The sequence below is a fragment of the Runella sp. R5_40 genome (assembly GCF_057652295.1).
Window position 1 is genome coordinate 40,946 of record NZ_JBYFCH010000010.1, and the last position, 18,957, is coordinate 59,902.

The window sequence follows — 18,957 nt, forward strand, 5'->3', positions numbered from 1 at the left end:
GTTTCCAAACAATAGAGGAGTTGAGTTTATAATCAACATGTTTGGAGTCCTCAATGCATTGGTTTAACATGAGTACATTAGGGGATGTGAAGTCTGAACGGTTCATTTGTGTCGCTGTTTAGAGGAGTGGCAAATGTCATCACGTTCGATTTCGGAGCGAGTTTTTTGTCGTTTGGAAGCAATCCAATCATCCAGTTCTTCTTTTAAGAAAACCAGTCGTTTTCCCAGTTTTTGGTGGGGAATTTCACGAGCGGAGGTCATTTGGTAGAGGGTGGCTTTTGGGAGCCTCAGATAAGCGGCTGCCTCATCAATAGTGAGAGGTTTGGAGGGCGACGTTGTAGGAAGTTGTTGTTCCACAAGCGCTTCTCTGACTGACTTTACAATCAGTTCTGTGAGTTCTTGAGCTGTTAATAAAACAAAGTGAGCTATCATTATAACGTTCAATTAGGGGGTTAAGTTAAATGGCATTTTCCCAATCGAACGTCACAAAGTTTTTAGGGTTTTTTGGGGTTATTTGTCGATTTGTAGGGCTACTTTTTAAATTTGTAGCCCTTTTTTTGTGTGTAAATTCTTGAAAATCAAAAAGTTAATTTATTGATTAAATTTTGGACTACCTCTTTGTCTGATTCAGAAAATTTGTCATCGAGCATTGCAGTTTTTATATTTTGCCTATTGTAACCAGTGAGTACTTGTATTGCTTTATAGATATTTTCTTTCGACTGATAACTTTCGTCTTTAAAAATTACCTTATGCTCTCGAAGTAAGCTGAATAGTAAAGCTGTTTGGTTTATGGTTAGACTTGTGATACCATCGTTTTTATCTCTAGGCTTTAATTTGGGCAATCCTATTTCTAATTTTTTACTGAAGGAGTCATTTTCAGCAGATACTTTTGTTATCGTCTTATCTGGAAGGGGCTTTCTGTCCTGAGTTAGCCAACTTTCGATAGATTCAATGATAAGTGGTTTCAAAAATACAGGTTTGTATTTTCTTATTAATTGTTCCAGATACGCTTTGAATTGTGTAAAATCTCCCCCAAAATTTCTATCAAGTTGAAAATCTAAAAATGAAAACAGCTGCATTAAGTCCGTAAGATTAAGCCGAAGAGCGAAATAGAGATCGAAACTGTCAAACCCGAAGATTTCCTCGTCTTTGTTTACTACACAAGATTCACTAAAATGAGTTATGTACGGTTTCCGATCTAATTTTCCTCCCTCATACCAATATCTAAAAAATGCCATAGCTGCTAAATCAGCAGTATTTTCTTTATCTAATTGTTCAATTATCGAAGCATTTTCCTCTGAAAAAGCAATTGTTACAATTTCCTTTTGAATTAAGAGCGTCATTAGGGAGCCTTTAAAAAGAGTTAAAACGTCTTGTGGGTATTCATTTTTAAAATATGATAGTTGACTGTTAATGAATCCTGAATCTATTTCGTTTGGCTGGTAATATGTGTTAGGTTTGTTGGGTTTCATTTTTGAGCAAATTAGATTTAGTTTTTTGATTAATAGTTATTTGATACGCTTCTAGGAGCAATGTATTCGTTGAATTATAAAAGAATGTCGTAGTAAGTTAATCGACTGAATTATTGATTTTGTTCGTTCCATACTTCGTCTGCCCATTCGTAGAGGGTTTGAAACGTTCCCAATAGTTTCCAATAGCTTCCTCCTGCGGTTGCAGTTGGACTTTGATTTTCAGGATGTAGGGCTGTGAGTATAATTTGAGTTAGATTTGATATAGAGTACTCATTCCCGTCGTGTAGCCACTTGACTGCATTTGCCTTTCCCTGCTTGCCTGTAATTTCTGCTTGAAAATAGGAGTCAAGTTCATTGTACTTTGCTTTTACATAATCAGGTAAGTAGCCTGCCATTATCAAACGGTCGTTGGCTTTCAGCTTACCGCTGTCAAGCAAAATTTTTATGGTAGTAGGCCGTTTGGTACGGGCCGAACTATCTTGTTTGGCTTCCTCTTTGCGTTGCACCTCGATTTGGTACTGTTTGGCTTCGGGGACGGGAATAATAACGCTAGGTACGACTACAATTTTATCACCAACTCGGTGGGGCCTAATTCTAACGCAGGTAATGTCTAAGCTACATTTGTTAAGCCATAAAACTGTCGTTGTAAGTTCTGAAGAAAAGTTTTCAGAGCACAGAATAATACGTGGTCGGTTAGAAAGTTCACTAAAGTCGTCCTTTTCCACAAATTCTTTTAATTCTTCAAGAGCTCGATCAGAATTATAGTCATATTCTTGATAATACTTTCGCCGATAGTCCACTACATAATGGATTAGGTTTTCAAGAGTCATTGAAGATACCATTGCTGCATATCGGAGGGCTTGGAGGTCGGCATAGCCCGCAAATTCGTCTCTCTTTAGTTCGACAACTACCAAATTTCCTTTTTTATCCAGTGCCAAGACATCTAGTCGGTCTGATGACTCTTTAAACCTATCAAATTCAATAGTTACTATAAATAATTCTTCTCCTAGTATGCGTGGTTCTTTTCGTATCCACTCTTGAATATGTTTACGTTCCCAAATGTTAAAGTCTGCAAATGATTCAGAGTAGGTACTGACAAAGTGCTCTGGATTAGCTTGATCAATGATAAGAAGGGGCGATAAATTACGTGACATACAAATTAGGCTATGAGAAAACCCTAAAAAATGGTTTAGTGGAGATGACGTTGTTGAGGAGGGTTATGTGATAAAAAACGAGGTTAATTTCAATTAACACCTAACAACTCGTATTAACCCTGCTTAATCCACAGTGGAGCGATTGGGGTTAATTAGTTTTGAAGCAAATCTAAATAAAAATAAAATGATATTTCATCAAAATCAAGGTAGAGCTTTACAGTTGGAAGGACTTGAAAACGCTCGAAACAAAGTGACAGTAGGTTTTAAGTGTGAACCTTTAACCAAAATTGAACTTGCTCAGGAGGCGCATCAATGTGGTCTAACACTTAGTGAGTATGTCGAAACCCTCATCTCATTGCGACATACTCAGGAGGTTGAAGACAGTAGCCAGTTAAAAAATGCCAATGAAAACATTCAATTGCTTGAGAAGGAGGTGTTTTCATTGGAAACTGACTTGGACATGCACAAAACTCAACTGAGTTTTTACGAAGAAGACCCAATTATGCTTCAACTTTTTGAAAGCTATGCAGGGCAAATTTTTAATTATCGTACTCCTGAGGGTGCGTTAAAAACACTGCGCATTGAGCAGGTAATGGACATTTTTACAATTTTAATTAACAGCTTTATTCCTCAAAGACAATGATTCCTCAAACTTCATTTCCGCAGATTCAGCAAGAATATAGTTTTTTGCTGAGCGCCAAGCCTTTTCAAGCATCGACTCCTTCGAAGCCTTCAGACTCCAATTGGTCAACTTGGTTTTTTATTTTCTTAACACTGTTCGGATTAGTAGGAGTAGTGTATTGGTGGCAAAAAAAGAAGGCAGATTGGCTACTAGATTAACAAAAAAGCACGGACAGCGTAATGTCCGTGCTTTTTTGCATAGGTATTTGCCTAATTTGTCCCAATTAACAATTTTACCTAGCCCAGTCCCAAATTTTCTCAGACAATAGTCAACTTTCCCTAGATGCGTTGGCCAATTAAAATGAAGCAGTTGGTTGATTTTGGTTATTTATTACCCAGGCATCAGTTTAAACCAGAAGAAAAATGTTTAAACTATATTTAAACCAATAAAAAAAGCACTTACGTTTTTTGATCGTAAGTGCTTGATTTTCAGTTGTCGGGATAGCGGGATTTGAACCCACGACCCCTTGCCCCCCAGACAAGTACGCTACCGGACTGCGCCATATCCCGAAACTTTACCGTTAGCTTTCGCTAAAAGCGGCAGCAAAAGTATTTTATTTTTTGATAAGTGTCAACTCTTACTGAAATTATTCCCTTAAAAATTGACTTTCTTCCTCTAAAAAACGCTGAAACCGCTCCCGAATTTGGCGATAAGCTGCGATTAACACCCACGCTTCCTCCGTCACAGTCGTCCCGCCGCCCTTCTCTCCGCCTGTTTGGGTAACTACCAATGGTTTTTGGGCTTGCGCATTTAAAGAATTGACCATCTCCCACGCTTTTTTATACGACATCCCCATTTGCTTGGCAGCTTGGTTGATAGAACCCGTCTCGGCAATGCGCTCCAACAACTCTACCCTACCTGGCCCTAAAAATCGCTGCTCATCACTTTCTATCCAAAGACTTCCTGATACCCTAAATGGGATTTCCTTCAAAAGATGCTTCACGTTCTACTTTTTTTCTTGACCCAAATCTACTGATTGTCAGTGATTAAAAAATTATTTCCAAAAAAATAATAATCTAACTGTTGACAGTGTCAAAAATCGGCGTACCTTTGCACCACGTTTCACAAACGCAGCGAACAATGAGACCAGTCGGCCCGTTCGTCTAGCGGTTAGGACACGACCCTTTCACGGTTGAAACAGGGGTTCGATTCCCCTACGGGTCACAATCGCAGCGCGAAACGTAACGCCTCAAAACGCAAGTTTTGGGGCGTTTTTGTTTTCGAGTACTTTCAAAAAAATAAAAATATTTTTGGTGCAAATGTTTTTTGTGTGAAATATAATCGTACCTTTGCACCACGTTTCACAAACGCAGCGAACAATGAGACCAGTCGGCCCGTTCGTCTAGCGGTTAGGACACGACCCTTTCACGGTTGAAACAGGGGTTCGATTCCCCTACGGGTCACAATCGCAGCGCGAAACGTAACGCCTCAAAACCACAAGTTTTGGGGCGTTTTTGTTTTCGAGCCTTCCCAAACGCACCCGCTATTTGGCCGTGACCAATTCAAGCATCGTGTAGGATTTAAGACCCATGCGCTGGGCGTCTTGCAAAAACTCTTCTAACAATTGTACCGAAAAAGCGTAGGGTTCTTCCGAAGGCGTAAACAGTGGGCGATGCCCCAACAACATGAGCACAGAATGGGTGTTTTTAGCTCGAATCAGGCCATCTTTCAATTGTGAACGAGTCAGGTGGGTATATTGATCAATCAGCAACGCGTGAACCTTTTGTGAGCCATCAAACTGATAATAAATATCGTCGATGGCAAAAATTGGCTGTCGAATCGTGATAAAAGGCAAATGTCGCTCGGTCATCGAAACATCGCGTAAGAGTTTAAAATAATCACGAAGTAGTCGTCGATCAGTCCACCACGTTTGTTGCCCCCCCACGTGCGCAAACGTAACGGGCCGAAAACCTGCTTTGCGCATAACATTTAATTCGCCTTCTATTTCAAATTTGTAAAAATCATCCAAAGCTCCTCCCCCTCTAATCCAATCCAATACTCGGATATGGGCTGCGCCGTGCGCTCCAATCTCGTGTCCGTCGCTCTCTAATTCGTGCAATAGACGAACGTCGTTGGGGCTCAAACTGTCAAACTGAGTCACGTAAAACGTCGCCTTAGCACCGTATTTTTTTAGCAATGGCCGAAGTCGCGTCCATTCTTCTACGTAACGGTCGTCAAATGTCAACGCAAATCCTGCGGCATGTGACTGTTTTGGTGCCTGATTGCAGCCCAGCAACAAGACAAACACCCCTGCCAGAAGAAAAAAAATAAGTTTTTTCATCCCCAAAATTTTCAACTTTTACTATCCCCAAAACTCCATTGTTTTTTGTTACAACGGGTACTTGGTTTTCTATGAATGTCTTTGTATTATCGTTGCGGCAAATGTAGTGCCCTAAAACCAAACCACCTACTTACTCATGTTTGTTTTGACCCAACAACCCTCCGTAGCCAACCATTTTTTAGCCGAACTTCGTGACGTTGACGTTCAACAAGACCGCATGAAGTTTAGACGCAATCTTGAGCGAATGGGGGAACTTTTGGCGTATGAAATCTCTAAATCGTTGCCATACCGTCAAGCTCAAGTGACTACGCCCCTCGGTATCGCTCAAACTAGGCTGTTGCGACAAGCGCCCGTTTTGGCCACTATTTTGCGGGCAAGTCTGCCTTTCCACCAAGGCTTTCTCAATATTTTTGATCAAGCCGACAATGCGTTCATTGGCGCCTACCGAGGCCACCACATTGGCGAAGAAGACTTTCAAGTAGAAATGGACTACATTACCGCCCCTGATTTACAAGACCGTACGCTCATTCTGATGGACCCCATGCTGGCCACAGGTCGGTCGATTGAAAAGGTATATCATGCGCTCCTACGGTTTGGGATTCCCGCCCAAACGCACATTGCCGCCGTCATTGCCAGTCCCGAAGGGGTAAAATACCTGCAAAGCCGTATGCCAGAATGTCGTCTTTGGATTGGTGCTATCGACGAAAAACTTGACCCTCATTATTACATCGTGCCAGGTTTGGGTGATGCTGGCGACTTGTCCTTTGGCGCGAAAGTTTAAAAAAAACAAATGAGCAAGGGGCAAATAAGCAAAGGGCAAGTTTGCTTATAAAGCTCATCCTAAAAATTAGCATTTATTCCAACAATCAGCTACCTAATGTCCAGCATCAAAAACGATACTCCAACCTCAGTACGGGAAGGCGAGCAGCTTGACTTATCCCACCTCAATGCCTATTTTGAGGCGCAAGTACCCGCAATCGGGACGGTTACGGAAGTAAGTCAGTTTCCTGGAGGATATTCCAACTTGACCTATTTCCTAAAAACCGATACAGGGAAAGAATTCGTGCTGCGACGCCCACCGTTTGGGGCTAAAAATATCAAAGGAGGACATGACATGGGGCGGGAGTTTCGGGTGTTATCAATGCTGCACGCGGCAGGGTACACCAAAATCCCTACGCGTATTGTTTTTTGTGACGATGAAAGTGTCCTCGATTGCCCATTTTACGTCATGGAGCGCGTTCAAGGTGTGATTTTAAGGGCGCATTCTGCCCCCAAACTAGGGTTGAGCGAAACAACCATGCGGCAACTTTCGGAGGCATTGGTGGACAATTTGGTGGTTTTACACGGCTTAGACATTCAGCAAACGGGCTTGATTCAACTTGGAAAACCTGAAGGATACGTACAGCGCCAAGTAGAAGGCTGGTATCGTCGGTATCAAAACGCCCAAACCGACGAGGTGCCTGCTTTTGAGCAAGTGTATCAGTGGTTGGTAGAAAACCTCCCCGCTGAAAATGCCCCTACCCTTATTCACAACGATTATAAGTACGATAACGTCGTGCTAAATGCCCAGAATTTAAACGAAATTTTGGCGGTGTTAGACTGGGAAATGACCACCGTCGGCGACCCACTCATGGACGTAGGGACATCGCTTTCTTACTGGGCACAAGCCACCGATGGCCCCTTTGAGAAAAGTTTTAACCTAACGTGGCTACCTGGAAACCTAACGCGTCAAGAATTTGCCGACCGATACGCCGAAAAAAGTGGCCGCGATTTATCGAATATTTTGTATTACTACGTGTTTGGCTTGTTCAAAAATACCGTTGTCATTCAGCAGATTTATGCCCGCTGGAAAAAAGGATTTAGCAAAGACGAACGCTTTGGAGCCTTATTGATGGGCGTTCATGCCTTGACCAATTCCGCCTCAAAAGCCATTGAAAAAGATAAAATCTAAGTCGTTTTTTGCGTCTAGCAACTAGGCGCTGGGATCACAGCAAAAAAGTTGACTTTTTCAAATAGTTCTGATTGGGAGAAAAAACAAACAGGCAAGCCCCGTTTTTGAGCGTTTCGATGATGTCTTTATGAACGCCATACGGCACGGCTGGGCAGCCAAAACTACGCCCTAAACGACCAATTTTACGAATAAAATCCTCACTTACGTAATCGGCGCCGTGCATAACCACCGCACGGTCGAGGGCGTTGGTGTTAAAGCCATTTTCAAGCCCTTTGAGTTTCAGCGATAAGCCGTGTTTGCCTTGGTATGTCCCCAAGGTTTGGTAAAAACCTAAACTCGATTGGAGTGATGAGACTTCATTAGAAAATTTTTGAGCAAACAAATCTCCCGAATTGCGCCCATGTGCCACGTAAGTACGAAAAAGAAGCTTCCGTTTGAGCAAATCAATGACGTACAAACGCTTATTCACCGAAGGTTGGCTCAAATCCACAATGGCCAGAATGGCTTTGGCGGGGTTGACTTTCTGAACTCCGCGAATGGCATAGTCAAAAACACTGTGGCTAAGTCCTGCTTCGCCCAAACTGAGTTCTTGGTAAATGGTTACCAACGAACTGTAGGTGGTTAAGCGAGGTTTGGCGGCGACTGTAAGGGAAGAAAGTACCAATAAAAAAATAAATAGGCGGGCATGTAATGACTTCATAAACTCCATTTTCGAGATTCACATTTCTATTTCACAAAAAAGCTAACGCTTAAATTAAAAAAAATGTTGCACTTTTTACGATTCTTTTTCCGATAAACTGATTATAATCAGGATAGTAGAACAGGGTCATACCCAACGATTGCCTTTGTTTATTTGAATATTTTTCGAATAAAACTTCCTAAAAAGCTTCCTGTGAACGCAGGGAAAAATTGCAATAAAGCGGTAAATTGGGTCGCTTCGGCATCATGCGGAGTCATGATTTTGAACGTATTGAACGCAAAATAAAACACCGCAATTAAGACCGTTTGTTCAATGGCCAAAAGCCAGCCTTTCTTGGGCTGAAGCCAGCCTAGCCCCAAGGCCGAAAGCATTCCCACCAGAAAAGGCGTGTGAATCGTTGGGCCAATAAAACAAAATACCGTGACTAGCAAGCTCGTTCCAACGGCAATAAGTGCGTCTCGAACCAGTGTTTTTGTCCAAAAAGGAGCCATGATTTTTTAATTAAAATTTCTGCAAAATTAACTCAAAACATCCCATTTATCAGGCTTTGGTTTTACCTATCTTCGCAACTTTAATCCTCAAACCTATCTTCAATGAAAAAAATCGCCATTGCTTGTGTCTTACTTAGTAGTCTAATTGCCTGTTCTCCCGACCCAAATCAATCAACAACTGCTGAGTTTCCCATTATTGGGACTTGGAAACTTTTGTCGGGTACGACCATCAAAGGCAATGACACGACCCGAACCGATTATACCAAAGGACAAGAAATGATTAAGATCATTAGTCCAACGCACTTTGCTTTTTTACGCCACGACCTCCAACACGGCAAAGACTCTACCGCCGACTACAGCGCAGGGGGTGGCCGCGTGACCATTGGCGAAAAAAACTACACCGAATACTTGGATTACTTCAACGTACGGGAGTGGGAAGGCGGAAAATTTGACTTTGAATACGACATTTCGGGAGATACGTTGACGATTACGGGCATCGAAAAAGTAGAAAAATTGGGTGTCAATCACCTCAATATCGAAACCTATATTCGTCAAAAATAAACAACCCCGTTACGCTTTGCCATGAGCTTTTTTAAAACCCTATTTCTTAAAACACGTCATTTTGCTTTGTACGGTTTCCTCATGGCTATTTTGGTATTTACCCTGAAATGGCTGCAATGGAAGTTTTTAATCATGGACAATTCCATTGACATTTACGTAGGACTCATTGCGGTCTTTTTCTTATTACTTGGTGTGTGGGTGGCCAAACAACTTATCAAACCCAGCGTTGAAACCGTCGTTATCGAAAAAGAAGTGGTCGTTGCAGGTCAATCAGCCATCAATGAAAATGAACTGCAAAAACTTAATTTAAGTACGCGCGAATACGAAGTTTTGCAGCTTTTGACGCAAGGATATAGCAACGCCGAAATCGCCGAACGGTTGTTTTTGTCGCTGAGTACCATCAAAACGCACGTGTCCAATTTATTTGTAAAAATGGACGTCAAAAGCCGAACGCAGGCCATTGAAAAAGCCAAGCGACTGAATATCATCACCTAGCATCCGCTCCTACTTTAGTCTGAATTTGGCCTAAAAACGCATTTTGGTACTTTAGTATGAGTCCTGAGCCACGTACTCAACCTAGTTTTGCCGAAAATAAAACCCTCAAAAACAATGAAACGCTACATTCTCATTTTCGGACTTGTACTGGGCACGATTCTGTGTGCCAACATGGTTTACATGGTCAACTTGTGTTACACTAACCCCGATTTCAGCGGCAACGAGCTCATGGGGTATGCGGCCATGGTGCTTATTTTTTCGCTTATCTTTTTTGGCGTTCGCAACTACCGTAACAAAGAACTAGGTGGGCATATCTCGTTTGGACAAGCTTTTAAAACGGGGGCGTTTATCGCCCTCATTGGCTCAACGATGTACGTCTTTGTTTGGCTTTTTTACTACTATTTGTTTGTGCCTGATTACCTCGACATCTACATCAAGCACGTGCTCAAAGAAGTTGCCCAAACTGACACGGCGGCGTTGGCAGCCAAAACCAAAGAAATGGAGGAATTTAAAGAAATGTACAAAAGTCCATTGTACGTCACCCTAATCACTTATACAGAGGTATTACCCGTGGGGCTGATTGTGGCGCTGGTAAGTGCGCTTATCTTGAAGCGAAAAAACAAGGCAGAAGTGTATTTGTAGTACTTATCCTCCAATCAACCTCCCGAAAGTTAAAAACTTTCGGGAGGTTAGTTCAAAACTTTCGGGAAGTTATGAAGTTTATTGAGCATTAAAAACCGCATCCATGCGTTCGCTGATGACCTGCAAACGCTTACGGTCACCGCCAGGAACTTCGGCCGAGCCCCAGCCCGAATAGCCTACTTTTGCCAAGGCTTTATTGACTACGGGCCAATTGCAATCGCCGTCCATCAACTCCACGTCAAACCCTTTCCAAAGGCCCTCGTTTTGTTGTTTTTTACGGCTAAATTCTTTGATATCGACTTTCATGATGCGCTTTCCGAGCGTCTCAATCCAATGCTCAGGCCAACCATAGCGAAGAATATTACCTACGTCGAAATACCAGCCTACCAGTGGGTGGTTGATTTCATCGACAAAACGAGCTGCTTCTACGGGACTAATGAGAAAATTGTTCCAAACGTTTTCGAGCGCAATTTTTATTCCCGTTTTTTCTGCTTCAGGAATTAACTTGATAATTTCCTTTTGAGCACGTTGGTACGCATCTTGGTAGCTTGTACCCGCATTGACCACGCCTGGTACCAACAATACCGTCGTTCCGCCGTAGAGCTTACAGTCGTTCAACGATTTAATCATTGATTTCGAGCAGGTTTCTCTCACCTTAGGGTCTGCGTCCGAAAGTGGCGATTTCCAGTGTACCGAGTTGACCACCCCAGGAAGCAACAACCCCGTTTTGTCACGGGCTTCTAAGACTTCTTTCGGGTCTAACTCATTGGGAGAATCAAGCTCCACGCCGTCGAATCCTAGGTCTTTAAGCAACTTAAACTTGTCAAGCACCGAAAGTTTTTCGGTCACCATGCCGTATTTAAGGCTCTTTTTTACCAATGGGCGTGCTACGGGCTTTGCCGCAAGGGCAGCACGATCTATCCCCACCACTGCAGCCGTAGCTGCAATGGTGGAGTTTTTTAAAAAATCTCTTCTTTGCATGAGGTGATTAGAAGAATGGCGTAAAACCTGGGCGAGCTACTTCTACCTTTGGTGCAGGCATATCCCAGCTTGTAATGTCTGGTGCCAATACTTCGTTCGACTTAATCGCTTCGTCCCACGTAATTTTCTTCCCTGTGTAAGCCGCCATACGTCCCATAATGGCAAGCATGGTACTGTTGGCCATCCACTCACCGTTGTTGATGGGCTTGCTGTTACGAATCGACGCAAACAGTTCGTTGTGTTCTGTTTGGTACATATCGTTTTGAGCACCAGAATATTCCCAAGGATTTGCGCCTTCAATTTTGTGCGTTGGGCGTGAGCAGTTGGCCATCGCACGTCCCTTCGTACCAAAGGTTTCTACCAAATAGCTACGCTCGCAGTTTTCTTGCTGGCGCGAGAAGTGGAACCCTTTCGCCCCGTTTGGATAATCGTACGTAATGGCAAAGTGGTCAAAAATGTGTCCGTACAAAGGATCAACGCGCACTTGGCGACCACCTGTACCTACCGCACTGACGGGCAAAACATCGCCCATTGCCCACGACATCATGTCGATGCTGTGTACGGCTTGCTCTACGATGTGGTCACCTGCTAACCAGGTGTAATACATCCAGTTGCGCAATTGAAACTGCAAATCGTTCCAGCCTTCTTGACGCGGGAATGACCACGCACCTCCTGTGTTGTAGGTGTTATAAATAGACATTACTTCGCCAATTGCCCCTTCGTTGATTTTACCAAATACAGCGCGTTTTGGCTCGTGGAAACGCCAGCAGAAACCCGATACCAAAGAGACATTTTTCTCTTTGGCTAATTTTGCCAATTCCAATACTTTACGAATACCAGGGGCATCAACCGCTACTGGTTTTTCGCAAAAAATATGTTTTCCCGCCTTGATAGCAGCTTCCAAGTGAAGCGGACGGAAATGCGGCGGCGTCGCCAAAAGAACGACATCCACACCTGAGTCGATTACTTTTTGGTACGCATCAAAACCTACAAATTTACGACCTTCGTCCACCTGAACTTTGTCGCCGTGTACTTTACGAAGACCTTCGAGGCAGGTATTAAAACGCTCTGGGAAAATTTCGCCAAGGGCGTAAAGAACAACGTTTGGATCGGCTTTCAAAGCTTGCATGGCAGCTCCCGAGCCACGTCCACCACAACCAATAAGACCTACTTTAAGTGTTTCCGAATTCATACCAGCAAACGCTTTGTTCGGAATAATGATGGATGGAAATGCAGTTCCTGCTAAAGCAGCACCTGCCAATTTTAGCACTTCACGGCGAGTGGTGTTCATGAGAATTGAAAGGATTTAGAAATGAATGAGCTAACTAACTGAACGCTCGATTTTCAACAAAAATACGATTTTATCGAAAACCTCGCACCCAAATTTTAACTCAAATTTGATACTATTTTTTTAAAATATATAGCACAAATAATAATTTTTTTTAAAAACAAGCCTACACCTCCTCCAAACGGTAAAAACGAGCGGCATTCTGACCCAAAACTTTGGCTTGGTCATTTTCTGAGAAACCTACCCGTTTCATGTACTCTTGGACGATGCCAAGCACTTGTTCGTACTCCGCAGCTACCAAGCAAACGGGCCAATCGGAGCCAAACATCAATCGTTCAACGCCAAAAGCTTCAAAAACCACGTCTAAGTAGGGAAAAAAGTCTTCGGTTTTCCAGTTTTTCCAATCAGCTTCCGTCACCATTCCTGATACTTTGCACTGTACGTGGGGAAACGCTGCCAACTGCCGCATGTAGTTCGACCAAGTATTGATTTTTTTGTCTTTGATGTAGGGTTTGGCAATATGATCCACCACAAATTGCACTTCAGGCACCTCGCGCACCAACTGCAACGCCGCTTTTAATTGGGTCGGATAAATGAGGATGTCATAGGTATAGTCAAATGCGCTCAACTGCCGTATTCCTTTGATGACTTCGGGACGCGCCAAAAAATCGTCGGGCTCGCCTTGCGCCACGTGCCGAAATCCTTTCAATAATTCATATTGAGAATAATAATCGAGTCGGTCGTAAAGGTCATTGGCCTGCAAATCGACCCACCCCACTACTCCTTTTACAAATGAGGAATATTTTTCAGCCAAAGCCAACAAAAACAAAGTTTCAGCATCCGATTGGTCGGCCTGAACGGCCACACAACCCGAGACACCATTCGCCTCGTACACTGGTTTCAAGTCTTCGGGAAGGAAATTCTGACGGATGCGCGTCATTTCGTCGTTAATCCACGCGTCGCGTTCGGCATCGTATATCCAAAAATGTTGGTGCGAATCAATAATCATTATGAGTCAAGTTTACAAAGGTTACTTAAATTCAAGATGCATCTCCGATGCGAAAATGCAATTTTTCTTTTTATTTCAAAATTTCCATTGATGTCAGTTCAGGCCCGCCCCCTCGGTTGCCCGAACCTGCCGCTACATACACCTTTTTCTTATAAATTGTCGCGCCTGTTCCGTGACGCCCTTTATTGAGGTTGGGTAATTTCTCCCACTTCATCGTTTTGGTATTCAGTGCCTCAACTTCCGCGTGGGCCTCCACTTGAGCGGGGCTTTCTCCCCCCATAATCAACAATTTATACCCAAAAGGCACCGCCATATTTCCCGCCCGCTGCGTTGGTAAATTTAGGTCAGCGGGTAAGGTCGTCCACGTATTTGTTTTAAAATCAAAGACATCGACGGCGGGTTCGGTAAGGTTGAGCACCTGATTAATGCGCGCCGTCGAGCGGCGGCCACCCGCCACGTAGAGTTTATCGTTAATGACGGCCACCGAAACGTGGTCACGCACGTGTGGCGCGTCGGGAAGTTTACGCCACGTATTGGTTTTAGGGTCAAATTCATCGAGCCAGCCCACGTGCCCGTCGTAATGCCCATCCTGAATACCACACACCAAATAGAGCTTATTGTTGTAATTTACGGCCCCCGTCGCACCACGAAGCCTATCCGCAGGAATGGCAGGCCCTTCGCGCCACTCGTTTTTGGCAGGATTAAAAATATAGATGGAAGTCAACGGTTTTTCGTGCGGGTACTGTCCCATAAATGCCCCCATGACGTAGGCTTCGTTATTGTATTCAATCGCCTGAAAATGGTTCATTTCCACGGGTGGAGCCGCGAGTTGTTTCCACGCATTGGTCTTGGGGTCAAATTCATCGACGGGGCGTGTGCCACGTCCACCAATCAGGTACAATTTATCCCCGACTTTGGTAAACGCATTTTCGTGACGAGCCGTACAGCTATTGGCGGTCTGAGCAGTTTCCCAGCTAGTCGTGGCTTGGGCCGATGCAAGGTGTGCAAAGCCCATCATTAAGCCCAAAAGGCTCATTTTAAGGTGAGTTGAGTTCATGTTTGGTAATACACGTTTAGGGTATAAATCTGGCATAAGGCATTTTTTACTCGCTGCAACAGCAATTGATTTTGGGAAAAATGTAAATTGCCAAACCAACTAACATCCCCCATTTCTCCGTTCAAACCATGAAAACGTTTTCTCAACTATTATTACTAGGGTTACTTCTACAAGCCTGCTTTGCCGATCACCGAGTGGATGTCGGCTTGCCCAAAGAATACGAAGCCTGCTGCGGCCTTCAACCCGTTGATTTTAAGCACAGCAACGGGTCTATTTACATGCCCAATGTATTTACGCCAAATGGAGATGGCATCAATGATTTGTTTTACCCTTTCATTAGCGACGAAATCCTAGAAGTACAAGGTTTTACCATTTTGAGTGCCAGTGGTGATACGGTCATTTTTTCACGCCCCACGGTACTTTACGACCGCTTGAATGAGTTTGCTTGGAACGGTCTGCGAAGAGATGGAACGCTTTACCGAGGCCGTTTCAAATACGGGATGCGGGTAATCAGTAAAGATTTTAAGTTGCGATTATTAGAAGGAGAAGCCTGTAGTGTACTTTGCGAGCCTGGCACAAAGGAATTGAAAGTCAAAAAGGGGTGCTTTTATCCGATCCAAGCGGGAGGGAATGGCAAAGCTGGAAAAGTGGACAGTACACTTACAAATAAAGAAACCGATTGTCTGAAATAGCGCAGCCTCAACCCTTCCAAGTTTCTACTTCGGCGATAACAAAAACTTGGAAGGGCTTGGCTTAGGCCACAAATGACCAGATTAAACGCATTATCAAAATTTTGAGCTGGTATTCACGAATTGTTAAAATATTAATTGGAGGCATTTTTATAACTGCCTGATAATAGACTAAAAGATGACCAATTTTATAGGCTTACCAAAGAAAATTGTTACAGCCATCCTATAGTACAAGACCGAACTCAAAACTGGGTACATCGAAATGGCTTTTTCTATTTACCTTTTGGGCATCAAAATTTTTATGTAGAGATTCCCAATTCCGTTATGGTTCTTATTTATATACTGGCTTTTACAATCCATTTTCGCTTTGGGGGAGATAAATACTATGAAAACCTATCTACTTATTGGCTTATTGCTGGCCATTGTTTCTTGCCGCCCTATCAAGAGTACAAGAAACCGTTTTGCAAATACACAATTTTGTTATGATGGTGTAGATATAGAAATTGAATCAAAGTTAAGTTTAAATGGGTACTATGTTTTTTCTCGAACTTTTATTATGAACTTGGGATTTCCATCTGTTCCTAAAGTAGTTAGGGATAAGATTAATTTCTTTTTTGCCCAAGATGGCATTTTCATTTATAATTATAATGTCAAGTCTCAAGATGGTTTTTGGGGGCGATATGTTGTAAATAATGATACCATAAAAGCACAATTTATTGAAGACCCGGGCGGGATGTCATGGAGCTTAAATCAAATTTGGTTTAAAATTAAAGATAGAAGCCATCTTGAGGAGATATACTACGGTTCGCCCGAAAATATTACATCAGAAGAAATAAAGCAATATCAAAAGAAACGAAGAGAGGAAAAAGATGAAACATCTTTAGGGGAGTTTGTTCCTTTAGATACACTGCCCAATTCTGATAAAAGCTGGCTAAAAAAAAGTGAGTGGTTCTGGTGTGATAAAGCCAACTATAAGGCATGGAAAAAAGCAACAAAGTAGATAATTTGTTTTATCCTTTCATTAGCTATGGCTTAGCTTGTTCTCTTGCATTATGCGGCTTATCTTCGGGCTAGAACAGGGTGATTCGGTATATTTTTTATGAGACAAGTTTAACAATGAAAAAGTTATTAGCGATTATTTTGTTAGCAATGAGCTGCCATAAACAACATCAAGAATCAAAGAATGTAAAAAAAATGGATAGCATTGATGTTAAAATAAAGCTGGTAGAGGTTAATGATATTAAAAATAATCTACTAGAATTAGTTTTGGTAAATCATATGGATACGTTAGTTAGTATTCATCAAACTCCTGAATTTTTCATAAAAGTAGAATTTTTGAAAGATAATTCGTGGATTGAATATGAATGGCTTGAATCTGAGGAAGCAATCAACAATGGTCGAATAATGCCTTTTTATAGGAATGATACTCTTGTGAGTAATAAAGAACAAGTTTTCTACAAGACAGATTTAATACCGCATAAGGAGGTTAAAATCAGCTTTAGCTTTAATGTTATTTATGCCTTAAGAAATGTAATTAAAAATAAAAAAGTACGAATTCAATTTGAATACCTGCTTCCTAATAGCAATCAGGCAATCATTTCCGACTATTTGTATATTTAAATTATCTCCCTATGATTCAGGCTTTTACTAAAGACATGTCATCTATTAAAATAAAGAAACTGACTGTCACAAATAGTGCAGTCACAACCCCTCCAAGTTTCGACTTCTGCGTTAACAAAACTTGGAAGGGTTTGGCTTAGGCCACAAATAATGCACAATAAAGCCAAAATAAGATGAAATCAATTCTGCTTCAATTATTTTGTATTCTTACCCTACTGAGTTGTTCAAACCAATCGGTTGATACTGATAACTTCAATATTTTGATTAAAGATGATATACATAGAATTGATTTGATGAAAGGTGAGTACGAAGTTTTTCGAGAAGACGGAAATCAAAAAGCCATTTTTAAGCTTTCTAAAGGAGATATACAAACTATTGTGAATTATCTCAATAGAAACATTTTTTTACTTGAAGAAGGGAAAAAAGACTTTTATTCTCTTCACTGGGCATTGCCCGTTTCAGAAACAACAATTACTATATTCAATAATAAATCTGTATCTATCATATCTTATTGTGACCCTTGTTATTACCCGTTTAATTTTATTAGAGTAAAAAAAGCAAATGAACTTGTAACAATGATAGAAAACTTGTTCCTTAAAAATGACAATATTAGAAAATTACCCACCTCTGATTTTTATCTTGAATAAATATTTTTAAATTTTTCACTGACCATGAACCTAGCCTCACAAGATGAAATTTTAACTACTCAACCTAATAAAAAGGACTTACCTAAACTGGTTGAGTTATTTAAGAAAACAGACTCTACTATCCTGAGAAATGATTTAGCAATGATTATCAGCGACTTGAAAGGGGATAGCTTCTTGCCAGAAATGATACAAGTACTGAACAGTAAGTCAATAACTGACAAAGGGACTATCATTTATGCCATTTCAAAAATGAATGCCTCCCACTATATTGTTGATATTTCTACGTTTCTTTTAAGCCATAATTTTGAAGTAGCGTTGGAAGCAGGCAGTTTTATACTACAATTCAAAAAACAGGCTAGTATTCAAGAATTATTCCAGATAAAAGCCATTCTTCTTGAGAATAAAAACACTATTTTACCCAAAAATATAAGAAAAAATCTCTTACGTGGATTAAATTATGAAATCAAAAAGAGAGAAAATCAGTATAACCAATGTGAGAAATAACAAACAAAAAATAGTAGCGCCCTACAAAAGTTCGCTACTATTGTATTTCATGCTTACCTATCAGTTTTAGTGGGTTAAAATACCTTCCAAGTTTCAACTTCGGCGATAACCAACTTGGAAGGGCTTTTTACAAAATTTGGTTAAACTCCAAGCGCTCTCCATCGGGGCCTGTGATGTTAAAATATTTACAGCCTCTCTGCCAAAAAGCAAGAAAAACGGGCGATTCTTCGATGATGTTAAAGCCTTCTTTTTTCAAAAGCTCAAATGTTGCCTCAATGTCTTCCACGTCAAACGCTACGTGGTCGATGTGACCGTCTTTGCGGGAGCGAATCTCATTTAAGGCGGGGTCTGGCATTTGATAAATCTCAATGATGATGTCACCTTGCTTCATCATGGCCACTTTCCCTTGACCTCCTTCGTGCTGAAACGTAGAAGACATCACATTAGTAAAACCTAAGCGATAATAAAATGCCTCTGAGCGCACCAAGTCTGCTACGGGTATTCCTACATGCTGAATTCGGGTTAAATTAAGATTCATGAGTGATAGTCAGTTAGAAGTAAAAACGAAAGGGCTGTTTGCTCACACCTTCAAACAGCCCATCGTTTATCGTTCATCATAGGTTTATTGTGTAACAAAGGTAATAGCTCTTTACACCACAATTTTATTCTTCTCAGTCTAATTTTATTAAATTTATAACAAAAAATTGAAATATATTTGGAACAATTTAGCACA

24 protein-coding genes and 3 tRNA genes are annotated in these 18,957 nt (G+C 41.6%); 14 read left to right on the top strand and 13 right to left on the bottom strand.

Translation table 11 applies throughout. The features are described 5' to 3' along the window. Positions 1 to 102 precede the first annotated feature (102 nt). From AC23N5_RS17860 to AC23N5_RS17870, 3 genes are all read right to left on the bottom strand, one after another. Positions 103 to 432, bottom strand: a complete 330-nt coding sequence (locus AC23N5_RS17860) for a helix-turn-helix domain-containing protein (RefSeq protein ID WP_183971731.1) — start codon at positions 430 to 432, stop codon at positions 103 to 105. 146 nt (positions 433 to 578) lie between these two features. Beyond that, complete coding sequence (locus AC23N5_RS17865; protein WP_487756640.1) at positions 579 to 1,472, bottom strand: hypothetical protein; 894 nt, start codon at positions 1,470 to 1,472, stop codon at positions 579 to 581. A gap of 110 nt (positions 1,473 to 1,582) precedes the next feature. Next, entirely contained in the window at positions 1,583 to 2,626 is a 1,044-nt protein-coding gene (locus tag AC23N5_RS17870) for a hypothetical protein (RefSeq protein ID WP_487756641.1), read from the bottom strand. A 133-nt stretch (positions 2,627 to 2,759) separates the two neighbouring features. On the opposite strand from AC23N5_RS17870, the gene AC23N5_RS17875 reads away from it, so the two are divergent. Both AC23N5_RS17875 and AC23N5_RS17880 read left to right on the top strand, forming a co-directional pair. Beyond that, the gene (locus AC23N5_RS17875; RefSeq protein WP_183971727.1) at positions 2,760 to 3,269 is read left to right on the top strand and encodes a hypothetical protein; all 510 of its coding nucleotides are present in this window, start codon (positions 2,760 to 2,762) and stop codon (positions 3,267 to 3,269) included. Continuing rightward, positions 3,266 to 3,466, top strand: coding sequence for a hypothetical protein (locus AC23N5_RS17880; RefSeq protein ID WP_487756642.1), 201 nt, complete (start codon positions 3,266 to 3,268; stop codon positions 3,464 to 3,466). Before AC23N5_RS17875 ends, AC23N5_RS17880 begins: the two co-directional genes overlap by 4 nt. A 277-nt stretch (positions 3,467 to 3,743) precedes the next feature. Here the strand turns inward: AC23N5_RS17880 and AC23N5_RS17885 are convergent. Next, a tRNA-Pro gene (locus AC23N5_RS17885) sits at positions 3,744 to 3,817 on the bottom strand. 77 nt (positions 3,818 to 3,894) lie between these two features. Then, positions 3,895 to 4,251 carry a winged helix-turn-helix domain-containing protein gene (locus tag AC23N5_RS17890; protein ID WP_310586967.1) on the bottom strand — a complete coding sequence of 119 codons (357 nt, stop codon included), beginning with the start codon at positions 4,249 to 4,251 and terminating at the stop codon, positions 3,895 to 3,897. A gap of 149 nt (positions 4,252 to 4,400) precedes the next feature. Between AC23N5_RS17890 and AC23N5_RS17895 the strand changes: the two genes are divergently transcribed. Both AC23N5_RS17895 and AC23N5_RS17900 read left to right on the top strand, forming a co-directional pair. Then, positions 4,401 to 4,472 (top strand) — tRNA-Glu (locus tag AC23N5_RS17895). Positions 4,473 to 4,639: 167 nt separating this feature from the next. After that, positions 4,640 to 4,711, top strand: a tRNA-Glu gene (locus AC23N5_RS17900). 80 nt (positions 4,712 to 4,791) lie between these two features. On the opposite strand, the gene AC23N5_RS17905 is transcribed toward AC23N5_RS17900, so the two are convergent. Continuing rightward, on the bottom strand, positions 4,792 to 5,589 hold the full coding sequence (locus AC23N5_RS17905) for a polysaccharide deacetylase family protein (protein ID WP_487756643.1): 798 nt from the start codon (positions 5,587 to 5,589) through the stop codon (positions 4,792 to 4,794). Between the two features lie 136 nt (positions 5,590 to 5,725). Here AC23N5_RS17905 and upp point away from each other — a divergent pair, with 136 nt between their 5' ends. After that, on the top strand, positions 5,726 to 6,370 hold the full coding sequence (upp, locus tag AC23N5_RS17910; RefSeq protein WP_183971724.1) for a uracil phosphoribosyltransferase: 645 nt from the start codon (positions 5,726 to 5,728) through the stop codon (positions 6,368 to 6,370). A gap of 96 nt (positions 6,371 to 6,466) precedes the next feature. Continuing rightward, positions 6,467 to 7,540 (top strand): phosphotransferase family protein, encoded by a 1,074-nt coding sequence (locus tag AC23N5_RS17915; protein WP_487756644.1) that lies wholly within the window; start codon positions 6,467 to 6,469, stop codon positions 7,538 to 7,540. Positions 7,541 to 7,574: 34 nt separating this feature from the next. Here AC23N5_RS17915 and AC23N5_RS17920 read toward each other — a convergent pair whose 3' ends face one another. Together AC23N5_RS17920 and AC23N5_RS17925 are read right to left on the bottom strand one after the other, a co-directional pair. Continuing rightward, positions 7,575 to 8,240, bottom strand: a complete 666-nt coding sequence (locus tag AC23N5_RS17920; protein ID WP_487756645.1) for a murein L,D-transpeptidase catalytic domain family protein — start codon at positions 8,238 to 8,240, stop codon at positions 7,575 to 7,577. A 149-nt stretch (positions 8,241 to 8,389) separates the two neighbouring features. Further along, a complete protein-coding gene (locus AC23N5_RS17925; RefSeq protein WP_183971721.1) occupies positions 8,390 to 8,731 on the bottom strand; it encodes a hypothetical protein in 342 nt (113 codons plus the stop codon). Between the two features lie 102 nt (positions 8,732 to 8,833). On the opposite strand from AC23N5_RS17925, the gene AC23N5_RS17930 reads away from it, so the two are divergent. The 3 genes from AC23N5_RS17930 to AC23N5_RS17940 all read left to right on the top strand — a co-directional run bounded on the left by AC23N5_RS17930 (position 8,834) and on the right by AC23N5_RS17940 (position 10,429). Next, positions 8,834 to 9,292 carry a hypothetical protein gene (locus AC23N5_RS17930; RefSeq protein ID WP_183971720.1) on the top strand — a complete coding sequence of 153 codons (459 nt, stop codon included), beginning with the start codon at positions 8,834 to 8,836 and terminating at the stop codon, positions 9,290 to 9,292. 21 nt (positions 9,293 to 9,313) lie between these two features. Further along, positions 9,314 to 9,787: a response regulator transcription factor gene (locus tag AC23N5_RS17935; RefSeq protein ID WP_487756646.1), complete on the top strand. Its 474-nt coding sequence runs from the start codon at positions 9,314 to 9,316 to the stop codon at positions 9,785 to 9,787. A gap of 114 nt (positions 9,788 to 9,901) precedes the next feature. Further along, entirely contained in the window at positions 9,902 to 10,429 is a 528-nt protein-coding gene (locus AC23N5_RS17940) for a DUF4199 domain-containing protein (RefSeq protein ID WP_183971718.1), read from the top strand. A 78-nt stretch (positions 10,430 to 10,507) separates the two neighbouring features. Here AC23N5_RS17940 and AC23N5_RS17945 read toward each other — a convergent pair whose 3' ends face one another. The 4 genes from AC23N5_RS17945 to AC23N5_RS17960 form a co-directional block, all read right to left on the bottom strand. Further along, positions 10,508 to 11,410, bottom strand: a complete 903-nt coding sequence (locus tag AC23N5_RS17945; RefSeq protein ID WP_487756647.1) for a sugar phosphate isomerase/epimerase family protein — start codon at positions 11,408 to 11,410, stop codon at positions 10,508 to 10,510. A gap of 7 nt (positions 11,411 to 11,417) precedes the next feature. Further along, a complete protein-coding gene (locus tag AC23N5_RS17950; protein WP_206019626.1) occupies positions 11,418 to 12,701 on the bottom strand; it encodes a Gfo/Idh/MocA family protein in 1,284 nt (427 codons plus the stop codon). Positions 12,702 to 12,864: 163 nt separating this feature from the next. Continuing rightward, the gene (locus AC23N5_RS17955; RefSeq protein WP_487756648.1) at positions 12,865 to 13,707 is read right to left on the bottom strand and encodes an amidohydrolase family protein; all 843 of its coding nucleotides are present in this window, start codon (positions 13,705 to 13,707) and stop codon (positions 12,865 to 12,867) included. Between the two features lie 70 nt (positions 13,708 to 13,777). Then, positions 13,778 to 14,764 carry a Kelch repeat-containing protein gene (locus AC23N5_RS17960; protein WP_487756649.1) on the bottom strand — a complete coding sequence of 329 codons (987 nt, stop codon included), beginning with the start codon at positions 14,762 to 14,764 and terminating at the stop codon, positions 13,778 to 13,780. A 128-nt stretch (positions 14,765 to 14,892) separates the two neighbouring features. Here AC23N5_RS17960 and AC23N5_RS17965 point away from each other — a divergent pair, with 128 nt between their 5' ends. The 5 genes from AC23N5_RS17965 (at position 14,893) to AC23N5_RS17985 (ending at position 18,224) form a co-directional block, all read left to right on the top strand. After that, positions 14,893 to 15,456, top strand: coding sequence for a hypothetical protein (locus AC23N5_RS17965; RefSeq protein ID WP_487756650.1), 564 nt, complete (start codon positions 14,893 to 14,895; stop codon positions 15,454 to 15,456). 382 nt (positions 15,457 to 15,838) lie between these two features. Further along, entirely contained in the window at positions 15,839 to 16,453 is a 615-nt protein-coding gene (locus tag AC23N5_RS17970) for a hypothetical protein (RefSeq protein WP_487756651.1), read from the top strand. 116 nt (positions 16,454 to 16,569) lie between these two features. Further along, positions 16,570 to 17,073: a hypothetical protein gene (locus AC23N5_RS17975; RefSeq protein ID WP_487756652.1), complete on the top strand. Its 504-nt coding sequence runs from the start codon at positions 16,570 to 16,572 to the stop codon at positions 17,071 to 17,073. Between the two features lie 173 nt (positions 17,074 to 17,246). Further along, entirely contained in the window at positions 17,247 to 17,720 is a 474-nt protein-coding gene (locus AC23N5_RS17980) for a hypothetical protein (protein ID WP_487756653.1), read from the top strand. A 24-nt stretch (positions 17,721 to 17,744) separates the two neighbouring features. Beyond that, positions 17,745 to 18,224 carry a hypothetical protein gene (locus AC23N5_RS17985; RefSeq protein WP_487756654.1) on the top strand — a complete coding sequence of 160 codons (480 nt, stop codon included), beginning with the start codon at positions 17,745 to 17,747 and terminating at the stop codon, positions 18,222 to 18,224. Positions 18,225 to 18,351: 127 nt separating this feature from the next. Here the strand turns inward: AC23N5_RS17985 and AC23N5_RS17990 are convergent, their stop codons facing one another. After that, positions 18,352 to 18,762 (bottom strand): VOC family protein, encoded by a 411-nt coding sequence (locus AC23N5_RS17990; RefSeq protein WP_487756655.1) that lies wholly within the window; start codon positions 18,760 to 18,762, stop codon positions 18,352 to 18,354. Positions 18,763 to 18,957: the final 195 nt, after the last annotated feature.

What these genes read in the sequence shown, in the direction of transcription:
- AC23N5_RS17860 (WP_183971731.1), bottom strand. Translation starts at nt 432, where the DNA reads ATGATAGCTCACTTTGTTTTATTAACAGCTCAAGAACTCACAGAACTG.
- AC23N5_RS17865 (WP_487756640.1), bottom strand. Translation starts at nt 1,472, where the DNA reads ATGAAACCCAACAAACCTAACACATATTACCAGCCAAACGAAATAGAT.
- AC23N5_RS17870 (WP_487756641.1), bottom strand. Translation starts at nt 2,626, where the DNA reads ATGTCACGTAATTTATCGCCCCTTCTTATCATTGATCAAGCTAATCCA.
- AC23N5_RS17880 (WP_487756642.1), top strand. Translation starts at nt 3,266, where the DNA reads ATGATTCCTCAAACTTCATTTCCGCAGATTCAGCAAGAATATAGTTTT.
- AC23N5_RS17905 (WP_487756643.1), bottom strand. Translation starts at nt 5,589, where the DNA reads ATGAAAAAACTTATTTTTTTTCTTCTGGCAGGGGTGTTTGTCTTGTTG.
- upp (WP_183971724.1), top strand. Translation starts at nt 5,726, where the DNA reads ATGTTTGTTTTGACCCAACAACCCTCCGTAGCCAACCATTTTTTAGCC.
- AC23N5_RS17915 (WP_487756644.1), top strand. Translation starts at nt 6,467, where the DNA reads ATGTCCAGCATCAAAAACGATACTCCAACCTCAGTACGGGAAGGCGAG.
- AC23N5_RS17920 (WP_487756645.1), bottom strand. Translation starts at nt 8,240, where the DNA reads ATGAAGTCATTACATGCCCGCCTATTTATTTTTTTATTGGTACTTTCT.
- AC23N5_RS17925 (WP_183971721.1), bottom strand. Translation starts at nt 8,731, where the DNA reads ATGGCTCCTTTTTGGACAAAAACACTGGTTCGAGACGCACTTATTGCC.
- AC23N5_RS17930 (WP_183971720.1), top strand. Translation starts at nt 8,834, where the DNA reads ATGAAAAAAATCGCCATTGCTTGTGTCTTACTTAGTAGTCTAATTGCC.
- AC23N5_RS17935 (WP_487756646.1), top strand. Translation starts at nt 9,314, where the DNA reads ATGAGCTTTTTTAAAACCCTATTTCTTAAAACACGTCATTTTGCTTTG.
- AC23N5_RS17940 (WP_183971718.1), top strand. Translation starts at nt 9,902, where the DNA reads ATGAAACGCTACATTCTCATTTTCGGACTTGTACTGGGCACGATTCTG.
- AC23N5_RS17945 (WP_487756647.1), bottom strand. Translation starts at nt 11,410, where the DNA reads ATGCAAAGAAGAGATTTTTTAAAAAACTCCACCATTGCAGCTACGGCT.
- AC23N5_RS17950 (WP_206019626.1), bottom strand. Translation starts at nt 12,701, where the DNA reads ATGAACACCACTCGCCGTGAAGTGCTAAAATTGGCAGGTGCTGCTTTA.
- AC23N5_RS17955 (WP_487756648.1), bottom strand. Translation starts at nt 13,707, where the DNA reads ATGATTATTGATTCGCACCAACATTTTTGGATATACGATGCCGAACGC.
- AC23N5_RS17960 (WP_487756649.1), bottom strand. Translation starts at nt 14,764, where the DNA reads ATGAACTCAACTCACCTTAAAATGAGCCTTTTGGGCTTAATGATGGGC.
- AC23N5_RS17965 (WP_487756650.1), top strand. Translation starts at nt 14,893, where the DNA reads ATGAAAACGTTTTCTCAACTATTATTACTAGGGTTACTTCTACAAGCC.
- AC23N5_RS17970 (WP_487756651.1), top strand. Translation starts at nt 15,839, where the DNA reads ATGAAAACCTATCTACTTATTGGCTTATTGCTGGCCATTGTTTCTTGC.
- AC23N5_RS17975 (WP_487756652.1), top strand. Translation starts at nt 16,570, where the DNA reads ATGAAAAAGTTATTAGCGATTATTTTGTTAGCAATGAGCTGCCATAAA.
- AC23N5_RS17980 (WP_487756653.1), top strand. Translation starts at nt 17,247, where the DNA reads ATGAAATCAATTCTGCTTCAATTATTTTGTATTCTTACCCTACTGAGT.
- AC23N5_RS17985 (WP_487756654.1), top strand. Translation starts at nt 17,745, where the DNA reads ATGAACCTAGCCTCACAAGATGAAATTTTAACTACTCAACCTAATAAA.
- AC23N5_RS17990 (WP_487756655.1), bottom strand. Translation starts at nt 18,762, where the DNA reads ATGAATCTTAATTTAACCCGAATTCAGCATGTAGGAATACCCGTAGCA.